This is a genomic window from Candidatus Saccharibacteria bacterium (genome assembly GCA_016700315.1).
GTDB lineage: Bacteria > Patescibacteriota > Saccharimonadia > Saccharimonadales > SZUA-47.
In genome coordinates, this window is record CP065013.1 from 130,986 (window position 1) to 150,658 (window position 19,673).

General features: G+C 48.6%; 5 protein-coding genes. All 5 read right to left on the reverse strand.

The window, feature by feature from the left end:
- Positions 1-47 precede the first annotated feature (47 nt).
- The 5 genes from IPO96_00715 to IPO96_00735 all read right to left on the reverse strand — a co-directional run bounded on the left by IPO96_00715 (position 48) and on the right by IPO96_00735 (position 19,578).
- On the reverse strand, positions 48-3,764 hold the full coding sequence (locus IPO96_00715) for a hypothetical protein (protein QQS65069.1): 3,717 nt from the start codon (positions 3,762-3,764) through the stop codon (positions 48-50).
- Between the two features lie 375 nt (positions 3,765-4,139).
- Complete coding sequence (locus IPO96_00720) at positions 4,140-4,865, reverse strand: hypothetical protein (GenBank protein ID QQS65070.1); 726 nt, start codon at positions 4,863-4,865, stop codon at positions 4,140-4,142.
- 47 nt (positions 4,866-4,912) lie between these two features.
- Positions 4,913-11,341 (reverse strand): hypothetical protein, encoded by a 6,429-nt coding sequence (locus IPO96_00725; GenBank protein QQS65071.1) that lies wholly within the window; start codon positions 11,339-11,341, stop codon positions 4,913-4,915.
- 56 nt (positions 11,342-11,397) lie between these two features.
- Positions 11,398-17,832 (reverse strand): carbohydrate binding domain-containing protein, encoded by a 6,435-nt coding sequence (locus tag IPO96_00730; protein QQS65072.1) that lies wholly within the window; start codon positions 17,830-17,832, stop codon positions 11,398-11,400.
- A 1,128-nt stretch (positions 17,833-18,960) separates the two neighbouring features.
- Positions 18,961-19,578, reverse strand: a complete 618-nt coding sequence (locus IPO96_00735) for a transposase (protein ID QQS65073.1) — start codon at positions 19,576-19,578, stop codon at positions 18,961-18,963.
- Positions 19,579-19,673: the final 95 nt, after the last annotated feature.

A 19,673-nucleotide genomic window follows, 5' to 3' on the forward strand; every position in this document is an offset into this window, starting at 1 on the left:
AAGCTTAGCATAAGTGGTTAATAAAAATACAGAAGTAGACCACCGATCTAAGGTTTACGCCACGACAAGTTGCTGCCAGCGTAGATAGTCACACTTTGACCGGCTGTGGCGGTATTCTGGGCGAACTGGAACTGAAGATTGCCGGCCGTGGCAGCCGTTGTAACGACGCCCTTAACATTAATAATTCCTCGGTAGTTTGCGTTATTGAGGATAGAGCACGTTTGCCCCGAAACTGTTATGTTACAAATTGTGTTGGTTGTTGCGGAGGTAGCCGCATCGGTGTAAATACTAACTGTGGCGCCCGTCGGAACAGTAAAGGTATACTTGAAATCTGCTGTGTTGCTTGTAGTCATATATGAGATAGTTGCATCTATGCTGTAAGAAGTGTTGGCCGCTAAAGCTTGAACAAGTACGGTGTCATTTTGGAAGGCAGCGTTGTTTGTGACTGTTTGGTTAGCCGCCTTATTGAGTGAGGTTTCGCTGAGACAGTCCTTCCATTGACCACCTTCATAGCATCTGAACTTACCGCTAGCGGAGTTATAATATTGGCCACCATTAACACCGGTTGGATCTCCAGCATTAGTTTTGGTATCAAGAACAAGCAGTATTCCTGTAGTATCGCCAGCTGTCGGTCCAACTCGAACTAACGCACCCGCAGTATCTACCGTTAGGTAGCTTACTCCTCCACTCGCTACTGACAACGGCGTTGTGCCACCAGTGATCGAAAGCCCTGCACTATAAGTCTTAAGAGCTGAGTACGTTTGAGTCGCATTAAGCAGAGAAACGTTTGCCGAAAGTCGCAAGTCAGAGATAGTTCCGCTTGTAATGTTGGTTCCGCTAAGTGCCGTCAAAGATGAACCATCGCCACTAAAGCTGCTGGCCGAAACACTACCGCTAAAGCTCGGGCTGTTAGAGATTGCGAGGCCGCCACAAGTGCCGCCAGCGCCAAGTGTGATTGAAGTTCCGCCACCACTTAAGTTGCCTGTTCCTGATGGACAAACTAGTGTGATGTTGCCTTGTACAGCCGTGTTTGCTGCGGAGCCGTAAGCAACTGAAAGCGTTGCACTTCCGCCAGCGCCTAATGTGATAGAACCACCGCCAGAAAGCCCAGCACCAGCGGTAATTGTGAGCGAGGTGTTTCCCTGCACAGCAGTGCCAGCGGCTGAGCCGTAAGCAACGCTTAGTGCACCGGCAGCATTCGTTAAGCCTGTCCCCGTCAGATCAGTTAATCCATCACCATTTACAGTCAGTGTTTGTCCAGTAGTTATAGTTAAGCCTGCACCGAAAGTTTTGGCGCCAGAGAACGACTGGCTGTCAGTAAGAAGCGCTACATTAGTCGACAGTCGTCCGTCGGCCAGTGTGCCACTACTGATCGAGCTGGCATTCAAACTAGTTAGACTGGCGCCACTACCACTGAAATCGGTAGCCGTAACTGTGCCAGCGAAACTTGGGCTGCCTGAGATAGAGATTGCCGAACAAGTACCACCGCTTCCGAGTGTAATTGTGTCACCGCCGCCGCTCAGATTGCCGCTGCCCGAAGCACATGTAAGTGTAGTGTTACCCTGTACGGCGGTGTTGGCAACTGAGCCATAAGAGACACTCAGAGCGCCGGCCGTATTAATTAAACCGTTGCCAGTTAGATCGCTCAAGTTATCGCCGTTTATTGTCAGGTTTTGTCCTGTAGTAATCGTTAAGCCAGCATCGAAAGTTTTTACACCTGTGAACGTCGAGGTTCCACTGAGCAGTGTAACATTGCTACTTAGCAGTCCGTCAGACAGAGTGCCAGAACTGATGTTGCTAGCGTTTAGACCGGTAAGCGTTGAGCCATCAATAGCCGCAGTGTTGATGTTTGTCAGTCCCGACGCATCACCAGTTAGCGCTGTCGCATTAAGAGTGCCGGTGACATTCACAATACCACCAGTTCCAGGGGTGAGTACCAGATCGCCTTCCGTACGACTTATGCTACCGTCCGAGATGTGTGTAGAGCCTGCGCCAACAACAATTCCGCCCAAGAAGTACCCTTGGAAGAAGCGATTGGCTTGACTAGTGTAGTCGGTGCTGGTTGCTCCGATATTCTGAACGTTGTACTTGGTAACCGTACGACCATTAGTGAAACTTACGGCCGGGCTAACGGTGTATGTACCAGTCCCTGGATCAGCCGTAATACGTGTGTAATAGTCTTGCGTAGCGTTGTCTATGAACACAACATCATTGACGTTGAAGCTGTCGGCCGCAAGGGTCAGAGTAGTTGAGTTAGTACCGCTACCGCTAGTCGTACCTGCTGTACCGGTTGCTGAACCAGCGGCTACCAAGTTACCGTTAAAAGTCGTTAGTCCAGCAATCGACAAATTGCCGGCCGAGTTTACTCTAAGACGCTCAACACCGTTTGTTACGATACTCAAATCGTTGGCGTCGTTCGTGCCAATTACGGCTAGCGCACCGAAGCTATTGCCACCCTGTATAAAGGCTTGCGCTATACCGCTTCCACCTACCGAACGCTGTGCCTCAATAAAGCTACCAGCGAGCACCGTAGTATTGGCTGCATTAGCAGTATTCTGTGCCCAGTTCAAAGTTACGATACCTGCAGTAGCACCATTGGTTACCGTTCCCGCTACTTCAAAAACATCTGTTGCAGTACTCATTGGCACAGCACCAGACGAAACACCACACCCAAGATTTCCAACTGCCAAGGCATTTTCTGCTTCACTAACTGAGTTTACACACGTCGCACCGACTGGAGCGGTTACACTGAACTTTATGTCTGGGGTTGCGTTACCTGTTATCTGAAGATAGAATCGATAGTTCCAGGTTTCGTTAGCGCCAACAGAGAAGAAGAGCTGATCGTCGGGCTGTAATGCAGCAGTTGGGTTAACTGTGTTGTTCTGCACTTCGCTAATTGTCTTGGTTTTATTGATTATTGGGTTTGTTATGCCGCTGCCAGCAGTTAGCGACTTCCAGCTTGTACCGTCATAGCCTTCAAAATCTGTGCCTGTCCAGCGTAAAGTTCCTGCTGTAGTACTCGTGCTAGTACCTAGCGTTAGACCCTGACTCAAAGATGCATTTCCAGTTTTATCCAAACTGAAAGCTGAAGTACCGTTTCCTCTCAAATCAAGCAATAAACCGCTTCCTGTCTGGTCAATCGCCAGAGCTGCTAGTGCACTATTGACATTCTGGATTGTGCTAGGGGCTAACTGAGCAAAGCCAGACGAATCGATCCCGTCTAGTTTGTCGGCCTCGAATGCGTATGGCACAGCTGTCAGCTTGATGCGCGGAGACATCTCGCCGTCCCAGACTGGTGAGACAGGCGTACCACCAATGTTCATACTTAGCCAAAGATCGCTGCTCCAAGGAACGTTAGCAGAGAACGCCGTCACAGATCCGAGATTAACGCTGAAGTAGCCGTTCTTGACTCGAACTTTATTCGCTCCGCTACGAGTCTCAAGCCACCAACAATCATCGCTGCTGGAATTAAGCGAGCAAGCACCTTGTGCGCTCGCCCCCGCTGCTGCCGAATCGTAAAGTTTAAATTCGACGTTATAATCGCCATCAGCCACCAGGCCACCACTAGCGTTTAAGAGGCGTGCTTGGAAGTTAAGAGTGGTCGGGGCAGCACTTGCTTGTGTCGCAAAATATCTAGCCTGTACGGCTACTAAGACCGAAACCAAAAACAGACCAGTCAAAATGGTCTTAATATACAGAGCACCCCTTCCCCTCAGTGGGAAGCGCTTACGGGCGCATAACCGGTAGCCTAGAGGGCTGAACATATTTTGTTTTTGTTTTCTGGACGACTTCCGCACCAACCAGCCTGCTTACTTGCAGCGCAAGTAACTCTGCTGCTGGTGCGAAACCCGTTCCCCTTCTAAAAGCTTTAGGTACTCTTCACGAAAAGAGTAAAACTATAAGCTTTTCCCGTGCCGTAAATCACACGAATGATTTTGGCTTTGATCTGTTTTTTGTTTTTGTTTTTGTTGTCAGTCAGATCACCCCTTATTGTACAGAGGCGAAAATGCTAATGCAAGAGAAAGACCGAAGTTATACACAGGAATCTAAATCTGTCTTTCTGTACCACAAAATACTAAAAACATCGGGACCAAGCAGCTTAAATTTAGGTATTATCGTGCTAGCCGTATGATACTAGCTTACTTGTACAGCTTAATGTACTCAGCCCATGTTGCGGCATCAAATTTGCTCGGTGCTGAGATGAATATCAGTCTTTCATTTGTCGCAAAGACGACTCTTTGCCCCACGGCGTTTGGAGCATCGGCTGTCGCAAAATATGCTTTTCCGTAAACAGAATCAAAAGCTTCTTTTGCGCCTATGCTTACTGCTATTTCTTGAATTTTGCTCGGATTATCTTTTAGGTCTTGGGGAAGAACTTGTTGAGTAATAGTTAGGTCCACATTCTTAAAGCTATCAATAAAGGACAGCGTACCGGTGGTCTCGTTCTTACGAATATCCGTTGGTTTGACATTATTACTACTGGGCAAGAGTGGTGTCACCTGCTCTACCTGACTTACGCCCAGTGTACCCGTCGTTGGGTTGGCCTTTTTTGTTCTAAAGATGAAAGGTAAGGCAATTAAGACAAGTAGCACCGGGATGGCAATTTTTATTTCACGCCGATTTAAGTGTTTTGCGCTCTTTTGTATAGGCTTTATTTTAGATATAAGCGTAAGCTTTAGGGATTTTAGTTTCCCGATTTTTGGCTTGTGGAGATCTGATTTTATGCGCACTGCATCCTTACGACGCTGTTCACGAAGCCTAGCCATGTCTCTACGAAATGTAGACTGAGTATCTCGTCTGACATTGTCTAATTCATTTGTTGCCCGACGCGGGCGCAGCCTATAGTTACCTCTTTCGTGTTCCATCATCTATTATTCTACCAAAGCCCCAGACTAACTCCTAAAGTAGGTACTTACGGTAACGGACAATTTGCGTCGACCGACTGTCGACAAGGCGCATCGAGCGGTTGCTGCTCGCCACCAGTAAAGGTTTTGCCATGGCGCAAGCGTTTTGAGGGATCAGATGTAAAGAACAGCGACAAGTCAGAGATGGTCGGACCCCTATTAACATCTTCTGGATACCCAAATGTCTGAGAAGCATCGATCGAAACATAGAAGTAATAGTACCGGGCGCAGTTGATATTTCCTCCGGTACTGTCTTTGGGGGTGTAAGAAGCGACGTCGCCAAGGGTTACATTGCCGTAGTTAGTTTCTTGACCCCAAGTTGTCATCGTTGCCATGGTGGCCGACGTACCACAGTCTTCGGCGGGATTGACGGCTCCGTCATTTGGGTCGTGCATTGATCGATACGTTGCCTGCCAACGCGCACCGATAGAGTTGTCTATACCGTTCATCAGCCATGAATTAGGAAATACATCTGTATCCGTGTCGATCATGCGTGAATATATTGCAACCTGTGGCTGAGAATAAACGGCGGTCTGAAGAGTCCTGTTAGAGCCAGTAAATGAAAAACTTGCTGGCCTAATAGCAATAGTGAAAGCCGAGCTATCGTTAGCTGCATTCATAGTAAACGACCCTGGGTCCACACTAGCCGAAGCCGATTCTTGCCAGGCAGAGCTGACCGTGGCGCCCCCCGTACCGGTATTGGACTGACTGTGCACGCCTCCATTAAAACCAGATGGGTAGGTTGTGACGGAGTTGAAACTTGACCCACCCGCGTAGGCTATCCATAGAGTATTTTCTGTGCCCCAGGCTCCTGGGTCAAGCGATGCGGGATTTGGGGTACTAGTGTTAGCGTTACTGGCTACCGACGCTTCTACACCGGCTAGGGTGCCCGACCACTCGCCACTCTTTATCCTGTAGACGTGTACAGCGGCTTCTTCTGCAACAGATGTAGGCACATCTACCGATGCGCCGTCTTCAGTTCCATCGGCAACTTTGGCATAGATATTAACCCGCACCTGGTTATTGCTTACACCAGCGGTTCCATGGACATTAGACCAACCAGTAGGAGTGGTTGTGGTTGTACCGGCTGCAGCAATATCGTTTGTAAATAACATTAAAAGAAGATCGCCGGAGTCAACCGCCGATGGCATGGTCACTCCGTGAGCCGTTGCGGCTGTAGAAAAAGTTTGAGTTAAAAGGTTGCTAATAGTTGGGAATCCGTCACATACACCGCCAGTTAGGTAATATTTACCTTGGTAGTATGAAACGCTATTACCGTATCTCTTGCCACTATAACGAGAGTTTGTCTCAAACCAATCTCCTACTCCTGTTGGGTTGTTTCCCGAAGCGATTGTTGTATTTGCGCTAATCGGTGCCACAAAGGTATTGCTAGCACAGTTAGTATTTGAGCTTCTGCCTCCTATAAGATAGATATAGCCATTGGCCGCAAAGCCATCCGCTTGCCTAATAGAATTTGGTAGTGCAGTGCTAAAAGTCCATGCATCAACTGAGCCGTCAGTATTAATCTGCGTAAACTGTACATCATTTAAATAATTAGTGCCGTCATATCCACCCATAAGATATAAGTTGTTTGCGTAAGCAACCAATGTCGATCCGCTACGCGCTACGTCAAAAGAGGTTGTAGTTGTCCAAGATGATGCTATGTTACCCCCCGCACTTAAATCAGGACTGACATAGACCACATTTGATACGGCCCCTCCGGTTTCTGCTATACCGCCAGCTACGTAGATACGATTGTTCCATACTGTAGCGGAATGCTGAGTACGACCGTCTGGGAGATCATTCGACGATCCTACTGTGCTCCACGTAACCGCACCGCCCGAAGGCGTTGCGTAGTAAATCTCTGGTCTTTCATCGCTAGCTGTGCTACTTTGTCCACCAACATAGTAAAGCGTTCCGCCTGCTACTTCTAGCTGACCCCACGCCCTAACGGCCGGCAGGTTGCCTCCAGCTGTCCAGCTCCCAACATTACCGTAAATATCTATGGGCGCGTACTGTACGCTGTCGGTAGCCGTAGTACAGTCGGCAGTAGATGTACAGCCCCCTGCTACATACAGATAGCCGCCAACGACCGCACTGCTAGAACCAAATCGGTCGGTAGCAAATTGATTAGCACTAGCCGAGTACAGCACAGGCGCACCACTATCGTTATTATAGATCTGGAACGTCTGTATATCGTTTGTCCGACTAGAACAACTACTAGGCGCGGCACCGGCTGTACAGCCGCCAATGACATAGGCAAAAGAGTTTGAAACCGGAACGGTTAGGCCCCATCGCCTGTTAATAGTCACCGATGAAGCCTCCCAAACACCTATATCACCAGTGCTTACATCGATCTGCGCAAACTCAATGTCCGCAAGAGCATCTGTTCCGTCATAACCACCTGTCACATATAGGTAGCCATTATAGCCAAAGCCCGATCCTCGTCGTCTACCAACAAGTATTTCATTGGCCGATACCGTCCAGGAGGCAGTACCAGCACCGTCTGACTCAACGACATTATTGTTGTCATCAAATTTGGCATACCTAACTTCAGTGAGATCAGTTACTCCATCGCCAAGACCACCCATAAGATATATATAATTTGCATATACGGCTCCGGCATGGGCCCCCAACCCAGGGCTACCCGCTCCAGATGGTGTACCGATCTGAGTTTGGCCGGTTTCCGTACAGCCTGAGGGGGCTCCTGAGGTTGATATATTGCACTTCACGACACTATCAGTGTAGCCACCACAGCCTGGCCCAGACGTAGTTGAGGAACATCCTCCAAAAATAAACAAATGTCCAGGGGTCGATCCAGCCGAAGACGGATTAGCTCGAGCATAAGCAAAGGCATAGGAGATATCTGAAGCACCGATTGTTGTTAGATCTGCACTTTGCCAGTCGCCGAGGCTACCATCGTAGTTAACGGTCACATAACGAATATTTGTTGCTATAGAAGTTCCGGTAAAACCACCGACGATATAGATTCGACCACCAAATGTCGTAACCCCTGGAGCGCCTATAGACTGAGGCAAACTTACCGAACTAACGCAGTAGGAGTGATAATAGGTACCGGCACAAGTCGTTGGCTTTCTTAGTAATCCGTCACTTCCGATCGCCTGATACGTTATACCAGTTGACTGAGTATCGCAGGAATTATTAGTACAGCCGCCCATAATATATAAGTGACCATTCATTACAACTGAAGCATTGAGCATATTACCGACCACCACCGTACCGCTGGGTATACTACAGCTATAGGGATCGGTGCCCGAGCAAGGTGATGTTGGGCTAGCCGTGTTATTGGCAACTGAAGTTGCAACCGTACTAGCTTCGCCATCTGGATTAATTTGCCCATAGTCTACGTCTAGTGCCGTATCCGTGCACGCTCCGCCCGCAAACGATCGGCACCCACCCAGCCGATATAAACCCTCTTGCCAGGAAATAAACGTGTAGCCGATTCTGTCATTACTAAGGCCAATAATTGTATTAAATGGCGCCAGGCTACCGTCGGCGTTGATCGAGGCAAGCTGAACATCAGATAGAATAGAAGTACACTCGCCTGAGCTGTTGACTGTCGCACACCCTCCTCCTACATAAACGTAGCCCCCAATGATTGTGCTAAACGATCCCCCTACCGTCTGTCTCCCAGATGTGATAAGGCTACTTGTCGACTGCCAAGCGTTCATTGTGCCGTCACTATTCAGTTTAGAATACTGTACTGTCGAGATACCGCTCGACGAACCGCTTCCGTTAAAGGTACTATCACCGCCTATGATATATAGGGTGCTGTTATAGACTTGCACAGTGTTACCAAATCTGGCCGGCGATAAGGCCTGCATACCCGTAGAAGTCCAAGAGGTCAATGTGCCAGTAGGCTTGATGTCTGCGTATTGAACAGTATTAGAGCTGAGTATCGACGTACTGGTTGTGAGCCCGCCCATAATATATAGACGATTATTAAATGCAACGGCCCCAAAGAAACTTCGAGCGTTAGATAGAGCTGTGTCAGTGTACCAGTATATCGGCGTCCCCCCGGACGGATGCCAGAGTTGAGGCTCGCCGTTGGCTCCTAGTTTTGCTATATATACTGTAGTTTGCGGAGCATTACTACTGTTAGAACCGCCGATTGCGTACAAATAGCCATTGTAGGCGACAAGCGACAGGCCCTTAAGAGCGGCAGGTAAATTATAGACACTTTCGTTACACCACCCGCTACACTGTGTGCCATCTCCCTCGGGATCGGGCGACTCAATATCGCGATTCACGGTATCAAATTTTGCCCAGTTAACTGTGTCTGTAATTGTTCCTGGCGTTGTGTACGAGATAAGCACTATTCCGTTATCGCCCGCTGTACCGCCAGATGTAGAAGTTCCGCCGGTTCCGCCGTCACCAAGCCCACCCCTATCACTATCTGAACTATTGCCCGGGGTTTGGCCAGAGCCGGCTGTCTCGACAGTGCTAGAACCAGTCACCAGCGAACTACCACCACCGCCACCACCGCCACCGCGGTTATTGGTGGTGGTACTACCGCCACCGCCACCGCCGTAACGACCACCGCCACCGCCACCGCCATTTGAACAGCTAGAAGTATCATTACCATCGGCTCCACCCGCTCCAAAACCACCATTTCCACCAGTATCCCCAGCCTCCATTGCATCGTTACAGGTAGCGGCATCCGAACCAGCGCCGTTACCGCCGGCATTTGCAACACCCGCAGCGCCGGCCGTACCACTTGTGCCAGCAGCGCCGGCCGTACCGCCAGCAGAGCTTGTGCCAGCGCCACCAGCGCCACCTGCCGAGGAGCCTTCACCAACGCTTCCAGGTAATCCGGAGCTTCCGCCGCCCGCACCACCAGCACCACCGTCTCCAGTGCTGTTGCCACGTGATCCACCGCCACCGCCACCGCCACCCGCCTGGACTAGATATGTGCCACTCCTTTGTACCGCCGAAAAACCACCACCGTTACCGCCACCACTGGAGACGGTACCACTATCAGCACCTCCTGAACCGACCGTGACTGTTAGTCCCTCACCTGGTGTTGTAGCAATTACAGCTTTTGCGTATCCGCCACCGCCGCCATTACCGCCGATACCACTACTTCCACTACCATTTCCCCCAGCGCCGCCACCGCCCCAAGCCTTAACAGTAACGAAGCTCACACCAGCCGGCACAGTGTATGTACTAGAACCAGCCGTGTTATACGTAGTAGTGTTTGTCGTTCCAGAGCCTATGCCTCCGGCCGAGTATATGTAACCATTGGCAACTGCAGTCCCCTGCTGCCAAACAGCATTGGTTAAGTTTGTAGTGCTTGACCACTCATCTATACGCGCACCAGTTGTCTGGGCCTTTTGAATTAGCTCGTTCGCAACATCAAAATCCGTATTCGTCTCGTTATTGCCCCGCATTAGCTTAGCGGCTGTTTCTATATAGATTGTTGGGTCGATAGACAAAGGGTACCGCGCGCTACTCAGTCCGCTTGCCCGTACTCTCAGCAAATTACCGTCTAGCTCATACCAAGTTTTTACTTGAGACTTCTTTACTCCTGATTCTTTTACGATAGGTGCAGGTATAGCGAACAAAAGTTTAGTTTTTTTACTATTTTGTCGTGCTTTTTGCAACAGTTCTGCATCCGCATCACTAGCCGTAGACACATTTCCAAGTAGTCCATTATCCACTCCAAAAATACCTATTGAGTTATCGTCGAGCAGTCGTGCTTCCATTGACTCAGATAAATTGATGTTGTAGTCAAATGTCATTTCGTCGCTTTGTTTCTCAAACAAGATGATATCTTCTTTGACAGAAGCGGCTCTTACTGAATACACAACGCTCGCAGATCGACCTCGAATCGGATATACAAGTCTGTTTTTGTCCTGTTTTGGCATTTTTATCTTATATTTAGGAGTAAGTGTAATCGACACTTGGTTATCGACGTCTTTGGTTGTTACTGCCCCACTTTGATCGGTTTTGAACTCGGCCGTAAACCTAGGCCCTGCCACTTGACCCGCTACCTCACCCAACGCGGTAGTAAACCCTTCATTGTATATATATGCCATCTGCTCCGGTTTGTATGTAAGCTTCTCGGCATATAGATCATTTGGCCGTTCCAATAAACTTGCAACATTACCTCCTACGTTATAAGCATCCAGCGTCTTCTTCTGGTCATACAGCTCAAATACTATGCTAAATACTAAGATTGCTACCAGTAAGATGGCAATTAACCTGCTTGCGACCCTATGTCTTTGCCAGTAAGCCTTGACGGCATAGCCTGCAAAGCGCGAGGAATAACCCAACATCTGACGACTGCTCATTTGTCTTAGATGCTCTTCGAGCTGGCTATTTGTGCGGGCTGGAACTTTATCTTTTTTTGACCAAAACTTTAGATTCTTCACCGAGCCACGTAATCTGGTCAACTTTATATTTTTGCCCCTCATAACTTAAGCATTATTGTAGCAAGAAAATTGCTTCAAATATAGAGATTAGCTAGAGGTTAGCGGCCGGTGGTTACAAAGTTGAGTGTCGATACGTAAGCATTAGCGTTGCTATTGGCCTTGACGTTGATCTTGAAGATCACGAAACCACTGGCCGCCGATGAGCTAAAGCTACAACCCGTTGACTCATTACCGTTAACACCGACCGTGTACCATGTATTTGCTGATCCGGCGCCGGCGCCGGCAACTGTTGTTTCGGTACCGCAGGCTGTAATAGTGCCGCCGACGCTCTTGTACATTTCATACGAGACGGTGGCATTTGTGATGTTGTCGACTCGGCCTGTCAACTTGACCGTATCGTCGTTGCTAAAGCCGTTGAACGTTGCTGGTAGCTGGTAGGTCACGTAGATTGAATACGTCTGGCTGGTAGCCTGCGGACTGGTCCATCGGTAGTAGTTTGCGGCTTTGACGGCCGGCGATCCCGTCCCGTCACAGAGTGAAGCGTTGACCTGCAGGACACCCGATTGGTCGGCACAGAAGTCGGCGGTCATCGTACCAACACCCGAGCCATTGAGCACCGCACCAGCGTATTCAGGGTTTAGGTTGACGATATTGTCTGGAGCCGCACCACAAGCACCCCAACCGTCAGCTTCGTAACACTGAATACGTCCAGTTGATGTGTCGTAGTACATGGAGCCGAGGTAGGCATCGATGTTATCGGCAATCGGTGCACCGTACGAGCGGTCAAGAGTAAGGAGGGTCGTTGGGCCACCTTTTTGGCCTCCACCAATTTGGACATTACTTGAGTTGTTGGTGTTGAGAGTCACGGTAAGGGAGTCGACGTAGAATGTACGAGCCGCTGCTGAACCCTGGTAAATTACGACATCTGGATCAGAGATACCAGAACTTGGCGTGGTAAAGATACAGGTCACCTTGGTCCAGGCAGTTGTCGAAACAGTTTGGGTGTTGTAGTCGGCACACTGTTGTGCGGTCACCGGCAACCCGCTGCCACCAGCCGGTAAGAAGCCAACTTTGATATCGCTAAATGCTGTCGAGCTCTTGGCGTAGAACGTGACCAAGTACTGCGTGCTGACTGACGGAGTCGTCTGCATATTGTTTCGTACGCCTTCACCCTGGGCGGAGCCAGCGGTTGTTGTCACAGCTACGGCGCCGGAGGTGTCGTAGATATTTGTCGTATCTCGGGTGACTGCCGAGGTACCCGCACCACCATCGGCGTCGTATGCCTGCCAGTTAGTGCCAAGGGCAGCATCGACCTGACCATCAACAGCGTGGTTGCTGCTTGCATCGACAGTAACGCTAAAGTTATCGATGTAGAAATCGTGTTCAACGGCGTCGGTATGCCGGAAGAAGATAGCGTTGGAAGCACCGACAGATGTAGGTGTGAACGTACAGTCAACACGAGTCCACTTGTTGTAGTAGATTGTCGCATCGCTACCACACTCGACAGCTGCCGCCGTCCCATCATTTGAGAAGTATGTTTCGAGCGTTGTGAATGTACCAGTCGAAGAGGTGTGGCGAGCAGTATAGCTAACTTTATATCGTAAGTTGGCGGTTAGGGCCGTGCTGAGGGTATTTTTTGCGCCAGTATTTGCAGTCGAGGTGGTATCGACAAATACCGAGCCAACACCAGTAGCAATATTGTTACCCGCCGTGGTGTACCTGGTTACGCTAGGGCCAGTACCATGGGCAGCCCAGGCAGTGAAGGTTGAGCTTTCGGCACCACCGTTGCTAGCATATTCTGCTGCGTTGTTATTTACAGTAAATAAGTTAGATCCGATGGAAGTTTGCACTTCGAGCAGGCCACCGGTGATGGCAGTTGTGGCATCGTTTCGAATTGTTAGACCACCAGTTCCGGTCGAGCTAAGAACAATTTCAGCATTACCTGCACTGGCGGCCGTGTTGTTGTAGGCGGCCTGAAGATCTGTTGAGCTTGATGCACCAGCCGCTGTCCAATCAGTTCCGTTCCAGAACATCGTAGCGGTTGAAGCGGGCTTCAGTGTGATTGACAGAGCTACGCCCACCGTATTAGCAGAGAGTGTTATGTCTACCGACCCACTGTTGGTTACATATATCACACGGCCCGCGGCAGATGCACCCAGTGTTGGGTCAGAGAGCGTAGCGATACGACCGGCAACATCACCACTGATCAGCACAGAGCCGAAGCTATCGATATTTGATTGAGTAATATTGGCGTTACCCGTGAAATTCTGTACTGTCGCGGCTGAGTAGGTTGCGGTATCAATCACCACTAAGCCCTTCACGCCGGTACCACCACCAGAAGCACCACCTGCAATAACCACATTTCCACCATTGATGTTAGTCGTACTACCCGAACCACCCTGCAAAGTGAGCACGCCGCCCACGCCACCAGTTCCATTGCCAGTACCTGCTTGCACGGTTAAATTATTACCAGCCGTGTTAAGTGTCGCTTGGTTCTCAACTCGTATTGTCCTTGAGGCACCGGAGCCAAAGCTTAAATCATAGCTTGGCGTAGCCGTCACAATACCGACTCTATTATTCGTAGCGTCAACAAAAAGGGTATTAGTATCCACTGCCAAGTCACCATCGGCTTGTATTTCTGCTCTTGTCGTTAGAGCATTAAGGCTGCTACCACTTGCTCCTGGTGCAGCAGTCCGGAACAGTATAGCTCCACCTACCCCAGTACCAGTTCCCTGACCTGCTGCAAGAGTAAAGTCAGCTCCACCGATATTGGTGCCGGAGCCACCCGTGGCATGCAGGACAAAGTCGCGAGAGGCAGCGTTAGCGCTAGTCACACCTGAGCCGAAGTAGGCATCAGATATGAACTCTGCACCTGTTCCACCAAGTACCAGCTGGTTGGCGGCCGTAGTTGTGGCTCTGGTTCCAAGTGCGATACTCGAGTAATTATTAGCAGACGAGTTACTACCTAAAGCGAGTGCAGCTGATGCACCGAGAGAATTGTATCCGAGTGCTAAGGCATCCTGACCAGAGATAGCCCCGAAGCCTACTGCCACGGCGGCATCAGTGTTGCCGGTTGCGTTAACACCAAGTGCGACTGAATTAGTGCCAGGGGCATTTGCGCCATAGCCTAGTACGGTAGAGCCGTAGGTGTTTGCAACAGCTAGGTAGCCGATTGCAGTTGAGATATTACCGCCAGCTGAAGCACCGTTACCTAGCGCCACCGACTGACTACCGCCGGCTGTTGCCCCAGCACCAAAGCGTTCACTACTCGAGCCAGCACCAGGGCAGCTTAGTGAGCCATTAGTGCCAGAGATAGTACAGGCTGTTTGTAGGGCGTTGAGTGATGAACCACTAGCACCGGCTGGGGCGTATTGGAAGGTAATGTTGCCACTAGTGCCAGTACCGGTTCCTTGGCCACTAGCGATTGTTAGACCAGCACCGGTGATGTTGGTGCCAGAACCGGAAGTACCTTGAAGGGTGAAGCCTTGTGGAGTTGCGTTAGTAGCTCCGTTACCAAAGTAGGCTTTGTAGGAAGTGTCTAGTGTAATACGGGTGATGTTATTGGTTTCAAAAGCTAGGGTGTAGGCATCGTTAGTACCAAGAGTAGCTGCAGCGGTGAAGCTATTGCCGTTCTGGACGAAAGCATTAGCGTTGACACAGTTGTTGAGGGTGAACAGACAGAAGGTGTCGTTGGCGGTGATGGCCGGAACGGTAACATCGTAGTTAGTAGCAGCAACTTGAGTAGCAGACTTAATAGTAATGGTGCTCGATGAACCGTCCGAAACAACCAGGCTGCCCGCCTGGGCGGCTGTTCCAAGAGTTGCCGTACCACCTGACACGGTTAAGTTTGTCCCCACTGTTGCCGAACCATCAACTGTCAGATTGAGCACCCCCGCTCCCGAATTCTGTAGAGCAAGAGTGGTGTTAGCGCCATCAACTAGATCAAAGCTAGTTGTACCAGCAGAGGTTCTCTGTAGTGTGGCTGAGTTAAGCAGTATTGACGATCCAGAAAGAGTAGTTATAGCTCCGGAATTACCGATGCTGGTTGCTGCTGTACCGGTAGTATTTATAGTCGTTGCACCTAGTATATTGGTAGTCGATGCTGAGTTCCCGATGGCAATGGTCCCTGAGTTTGAAGTTGCTCCTATACTCGTGTTTGACGAGCCCGTGGCGTTAATACTGGTAGTGCCTAGAATTGTTAGCCCGCCAGTACCCTGGATCAAGCCAGTACCAGAGTTGACCCCAACCGCCGTCACAGCACCAGTGCTAGATACTTGGAAAGCATCACCCGTGCCCGCAAATAAGGTACCAGAAACATCCAGGTTGCCCGTAATTAAGGTGTCATTGCCGGCCGGTGCAATAGTCAAATCGCCCGCAGCAGTAGTTATATCACCACCATTTACTGCTAAGTCCCCACTAAGAGTTGAGTTGCCTGTGACGGCAAGCGTACCCCCTATTGTTTGAGATCCCGCTACGGCAAGCGTGCCGCTACCCAGGAAGTTATAGCTTGGGTTGGTTGACGCGTTACCAAACGATACATTCTCTGATCCGTTAGTAGTATTTATGTTTATATAATTGTTTGTCGACTCTTGTAGGTCAAGGGCATCGGTGATGTTGTCGGTGAGGGAACTCGTTAGTGGTGTTGAACTACAGCTAGCTAGTTGGTTTGAGGTGTTTCGACAGAGGAATGTTGATGTGTCCGCTGTACCAAGTGTGGTCACAGCCAAAGTCCCATTAAACTGAGCGGCTAGGGTTGAGGTATCGCCTTGGAGTACACCACCGATTCTAAGCTCATTAGATACACCGGCAGCAGAGGCGTTGAGACCTGCGCCAATGATAATGTTATTGCTACCTGTCGTGGCATTGGAGCCTGCACCCTGGCCCAAGAATAGGTTACTCGAACCAGTGCTTAGGTTGCCGGCATTGTAGCCTAGTGCCGTATTGTTAGTTCCCACAGATACAGACGCGAGCGCCCCCGAACCCAGCGTTGTGTTCCCTGTCCCCGTCGAGACAGAGCCGAGTGCGCTCGCGCCTATACCTGTGTTATTTGCTCCGCTAGCCGTCGACCCACCGGCTGCGTTTCCGAAATACAAGCTACTTGCAGACACGTTAATACGCGCCAATTCTGTTCCCGAAGAGTTCTGGAACAAGACTAGCGGTACTGTTTGTGTAGCATTAGCTTCTACTATTAATTGATTCTGATCACTGCTACCGTCAACTTTTAGTTGTGAGGTGAAAGTTTTAGCACCAGCGAAAGTTTGAGACGTTGTGCTCACAAGCCCTGGATAGGTTGCATCAGCATACTGCAGATACAGCGTCGTTCCTGAGATTCGGGCGCCGTTTGCAGATGTCGGTGTTGTGTCGACAGCCCCGATCGTATCTACACCGGTGCTCGTAAATGATATTGTCTGAACCCAGGCAGTGCCGTTCCAAATAAACGACGCACTCTTACCAGAGGCGATTGGATTACCTTCGACTGTCAAGCTGTTAGCGCCAGTATTATTTATATATAGTATACGGCCGGCAGTTGCAGATGTTGGCGAGGCAAGTGTAAGGTCTACTCCGGTTGTTGAAGCTGATAGGTTTATTGTCGTCGCCACGTCAACTGTGCTCGCAGCCGAACCGACCGACCCGTCAGCACCAAAAGGCCCAGCTGTTATTGCGGTGAAAACCGTACTTCCGGCATTCGTGAAGGTATTGCCAGATGAGACGCTAAGATTACCAGTAAAGTTGGCGGCAGCATTCACCGTTAAGCTATCGGCTGCTGCATTGTTGCCAAGAGTCGTATTGCCGTCAACCTGCACATTGTTGGTCACGGTTAGGGCTGTACCAGCACCCGTAAGGCTAACACTACCCTGGAGTGTGGTTGTTATCCCGCTGTGCCCAAGTGTTATAGCGCTTGCATTAGTAGTTCCAAACAAAAGTTGTCCAGTCGTACCTGTTGCCGTTCCGGAATCGATAGAAATGTTACCAGAGTTGCTCGTAGCGCCGGTTGCGTTTCCTGATTGAACAGTTATGTTGCTCGAATTAGTAGATGCAGTCGAAGTAGCAGCACTCTTAACGTTCGCCGATTCGGCCGACTTAAACGCATAAGGTACAGCAGTTAGTTTGAATCGAGGAGACATTTCTGTGTCTGTAGGAGTACAAGCCCCAAAACTGCATGATCCAGTACCGCGAATTGTCATTCCAAGCCAGATTTCTTGGTCCCAATCAATAGTGCTCGGAAATGAGGTCAGAGAACCAAGGTAAGTATTGAAGTAACCGTTTTTTATCCTTACACCTTGAGTGCTAGAAACAAGATACGTTTCATTCCATAAGCTAGTTCCTCCACTTGCTTGGTAGTAAAGATTGAACTGGATGTTATAAAAGCCGTCGTCTACTAAACCTCCCGATGCGTTTAGCAACCGCCCCTGGAAGTTTAGGTTAGAGGTAGTCGCGGCATTGGCTGTAGAGGTAGACTTCGGTAAAACGCCAAAAAGCCCTGCGCCAATAATGCTTGCAAGGATAAAGAAGACAGCCAGGAGTTTAGACACACATGTATATACACGCGCGCGGCAGCTGCGTAAGTTGCGCAATAGTTGTACCGAACGCAAATAATAACGTCGGCCAACGCTGGGGATTTCTATTGGCATTTTGTTTTTTGATTTGATTGATTTTTGTATTGGTTTTTATCGCTCTTCCTCACCCTATTATTACTTGAAGGGTATTTGCGAGAGGAAGTGAGCTTTTATTCCCAATTTTTGTTTTACTTGTAGTCTTTGCTGCTGGACGCCGACTGCAGTAAACGTACTAAGTATGAACGCAGATCATTGTTTAAGCAATACTTATTTTATACAAAATGTATTCAGCCAAAGCTACCTTGATTCTATACTTTCGTAGTCGAAATTTGTTGTAAGAATTGCATTTTTATACATTAAAACTTCCTTTCATTATTTTGAATTTTGCCTTTTAATTGTTGTGATTGCTACTACGTGTAGTCTAAAATGAAATATTTGTCAGGATTTATCCACAGCCCTTCGTACCCATACGAGGATTTTTCTAGGTACAACCATCATGCATTAGGCAAGAGAATAGCACTATGCAAAAAAGAAACTGCCAATCCTGCGCTAGGATTACGGTGCGCTCATATTGTTTTCCTTCGCAGCACGACCTGCTTATGGTTTTTATTTTAGATCTTTTTGTTTTTGTAGACCTATATTGATTTTACTACCACCATCAGAAAAATCAATGCTCTATTAGTGCTTCCAAACCCTGTATGCACTGTAAATAGCGCGATCCTTAAGACGCCATGCACATTATTAATAGTAATTGCGGCTTTTTGGAAACTATATTATTTCAATTTTATACAATTATGTAGCGGCAACATATCGAGCCTCTACCTACGTAGCTAGCAGATCACTACGTTTATGCTGTTTACTGTTGTTTAAGACTATACGTAAAACACTGCAACAGCTCCAGTAGAGTCCATTCCATTCCAGTCTATTTACTCAGTCTCGTCAATTTACCCCCCCCCACTCAAATCTTCACTCATGCAACTCCACACGCTTCTTTACAGCACCACTCCAAGGACTACAGCACCACTCCAAGGACTATCCTTGGAATTGATTTAACAGATTAGTTTGCGCAGACAGCCACCCTTCCAAGGATAGTCCTTGGAGTGGTTATTTTGAGTTTGCTATAAGTTTATATAGAGCGTCCAGAACTTCTTTTTCCGGCTTGTAGTCTTCGACAAACTTTTCGTAGTCCCCACCTTCAAATAGCTCGAAAACTTTATGCTGCTTAACCCAATCTACCATCCATCCCCGAGTATAGTATGGCCAAGATGAATATGGCCAACTTTTATATTCTTTAGGGTTAAGATGGATATATCGAGAAATGTGCAACAAATAAGGTTCATTCGTTATCTTGGAGGCCTTATACGGACCTTGAAACAAGTGCCCAATCCTCCTATGTCTTTTATTGAAATACTTTGTATAGCTGGTGACAAGGCTTCGCATAAAGCTTTCCATCGCTTTTATACTATCGTTTTGAGCTATCATTAAATGAAAATGGTTAGGCATTAAACAAAAAGCAATTAAATCAACCTCTCCGTTATAGTTTGGGTACCTTCTTTTTCGATCATCTACGTTGGTATTCTTTCCCAAATACCTCTGAAGTAGCATTAGGAAGTATTTATAGTCATGTTCGTCAATAAATATTCGCCGTCTATTAACCCCACGATTATAGATATGGTAATAAGAGTCTGTGTCGTAAAACTTAATCACATTCCTACTTGGCATTGCTTTACTATACCACAACAACCCCTACTCTCGCTCTCCAAGTTACACTCCAAGGACTATCCTTGGAGTAATCAATATTTGTGTGAATTTATCTG